At 38.5% G+C, this 2,232-nt stretch carries 5 protein-coding genes; 1 reads left to right on the top strand and 4 read right to left on the bottom strand.

What is annotated here, in order from left to right:
• Positions 1-181, top strand: a 181-nt coding sequence (locus BN338_RS12660; RefSeq protein ID WP_210160956.1) for a hypothetical protein, incomplete at its 5' end; no start/stop codon positions are given.
• Between the two features lie 483 nt (positions 182-664).
• Here the strand turns inward: BN338_RS12660 and BN338_RS01545 are convergent.
• From BN338_RS01545 to BN338_RS01535, 4 genes are read right to left on the bottom strand one after another with little or no spacing between them, the layout of a single operon-like run.
• The gene (locus BN338_RS01545) at positions 665-877 is read right to left on the bottom strand and encodes a hypothetical protein (protein WP_039758391.1); all 213 of its coding nucleotides are present in this window, start codon (positions 875-877) and stop codon (positions 665-667) included.
• Entirely contained in the window at positions 870-1,082 is a 213-nt protein-coding gene (locus BN338_RS12935) for a hypothetical protein (protein WP_083868409.1), read from the bottom strand. The genes BN338_RS01545 and BN338_RS12935 overlap by 8 nt, the downstream gene beginning before the upstream one ends.
• A complete protein-coding gene (locus BN338_RS01540) occupies positions 1,006-1,242 on the bottom strand; it encodes a hypothetical protein (protein ID WP_039758352.1) in 237 nt (78 codons plus the stop codon). Before BN338_RS01540 ends, BN338_RS12935 begins: the two co-directional genes overlap by 77 nt.
• Positions 1,239-1,901: a lysozyme gene (locus tag BN338_RS01535; RefSeq protein WP_039758350.1), complete on the bottom strand. Its 663-nt coding sequence runs from the start codon at positions 1,899-1,901 to the stop codon at positions 1,239-1,241. The genes BN338_RS01540 and BN338_RS01535 overlap by 4 nt, the downstream gene beginning before the upstream one ends.
• Positions 1,902-2,232: the final 331 nt, after the last annotated feature.

Here is a 2,232-nt window from a genome sequence, read left to right as displayed (position 1 = left end):
ATTGGTGCGTGGGTATGGGGCTGATGCGTGGTACGGTGGTTGGTGCAGGGGGCTGGTATGTGGTATGGAGGCTAAAGTGCACATTTTTATGGTTCATTTTACAGATCCACATTTTTACGATTTTACAAATTTACAGAAAGAAGTAGAGAAGAGACTTTGTGCTTTCAAGCCTATTTCGTGATGGTATTGGTGCGTGGGTATGGGGCTGATACCGTGGTACGGTGGTTGGTAAGTGTATGGAACTTATAGGAGACTCCCTTTATGCTTCATAAAAGATGAAAGGGAGTATCCCATAATACGATTTTTGTTGCTTACTGATGCGTTTATTTAAAAGAAAACTCTTTGAATGGTTTTAATGGTATGGATGATGAAGATAAAATGCTTCACATATCAATACGTTATTTAAAAAGTGCACGTTGGCATGTTTGTTTTCCAAGATTATTCTCTTGTGTTCGCTTAAGTTGCGTCCTCATGATTTTTTTAATCTCTTTTCATGCCGATAGAATTAATCTCGCTATAATGCTTGAAAATTCATTTCATCATAGTGTTTGTGCAGCGTGTAAAATGATTCATGAGACGTGAAAAATCATCAAGAAAATCTCCGTGTTATTTTTAATAACGGATGTTTTTTTAATTGAACACGTCTCATGTTTCATCGTTTATTTTAGAACTGAATATTCGATTTTTGTGTAAAAATATTTGCCAATGCATCCAAGATACGTGAAAAATCAAGCACTACGAGGAAAATGATAAATATAACCCACTTCGTATAGCGTGACATCACTTTTATACTTTTATAAGTCATGATGATTTCTTGGAGAATTTCTTTTTCCTTTTCTGTAAGCTCTGTTTGTTTTTCTGTTTTTTTTCTAGCCATGTTTCCACCCACACAAGCCTTCCCCTTGTTTGTTATGCTTTAAAATATCTCTGGCGAGATTTGAGCTAATGCTGCTGAGATCTTTTTTGTCTAAATAAATGGGCATCCAACCAATGCAAGACGAAGGCTCATTGATTGTTTTTATTGCGCAACCAGTGAGTAAGAGCAGCGCGTACATCAGGATCACTTTTTTGATTAATTTCATTTTCCACCTTTAGCCGTGTTGTTGATGACTTTAACGTTTTTTCTGTTTGCTTTTGCTGTTCAATCTTCTTTCCAAGCGTAAAAGCTTTTGCTAAAGTGATAAAAAAAGCGGTCAGAACCGCTCCTGTTATCGTCAAATTTTTTTTCATCCACCCCATCATAAACGTTGCTCCCGAAAGCGTTTTACCACAAAGAAAATGCCAACACAGGTGGCTAAAACCATAATGGTTGCTAATGCCCATTGAATGGGACCATTGCCTGCCAATAAGCCTCCAAGTCCAGAAAAAGAACCAATAATGGGTGTTAAGGCTTCTGCTTTGAGAAAACCCATTGGTTCTTTTGTTTCCACAGCTTGATAGTTGGGAGAAATATAAGCGCCTTTTGCCCATAATCCCGCTTCTGCTGCACGACGGTGTACAAGACCGTAAAGACGTTTTCCTCCTGCTTTGGTCCACTTTTGTAATTCAGAAGGCACAGCTTCATATTCGCCATTATTGAGCTTTTTGAGCAAGGTTGATTTGCAAAAAGCTGCTGTCCCTACATTATAGCAAAACGATACGAGTGCGGCGAATTGTTCATCTGTTAAGGAAACCGTCACATTTTTTTCAACGGTATTCTCAAATTGTCTTAAATCTTGATAAAGAACTTCTTCGGCTTGTTTTTCCGTGATGATCATGCCTTTGTGAACAAACGGTTTACCAACCGTGCTGGTATGACCATAGCCGATTGTCCACACCCCGATGGCATCTTTATAGGCATGTAAACGCAATCCTTCCCATTGTTTAATGAGTGCAAGCCCTTCTGATGATATTTTTCTCATTTGCTTCTCCATAAAATAAAGCCTCACTGTAAAGTGAGGCTGGTTGACAGATTAAAAATGAATTTTTTTACGCTTCAAGAATAGAAGAGACGTGAAACTTTGATGAAATCAAAAGATTGGTTGTGATATTCTAGGTGGAATAATCAAGTGGGATAATGGGTTGGTGGTGTTTTCCTTGTGGTCGATAGTTTGTGTTGGTTTTGAGATCTTGGACTGGTTTTTTGATGGAGTTTTGTTGGTGGGACAGGTGTTGGATTGATGCACGATAAGCGTGGTTTATTACGGTTGTGTTAGTGATTGGGGTTATGGTGCCTGTCATATAGGGGTTGTA

Origin of the sequence: Bartonella queenslandensis AUST/NH15 (assembly GCF_000312585.1) — a bacterium.
Classification (GTDB): Bacteria; Pseudomonadota; Alphaproteobacteria; order Rhizobiales; family Rhizobiaceae; genus Bartonella; species Bartonella queenslandensis_A.
This window is presented reverse-complemented; position numbering and strand designations above follow the sequence as displayed.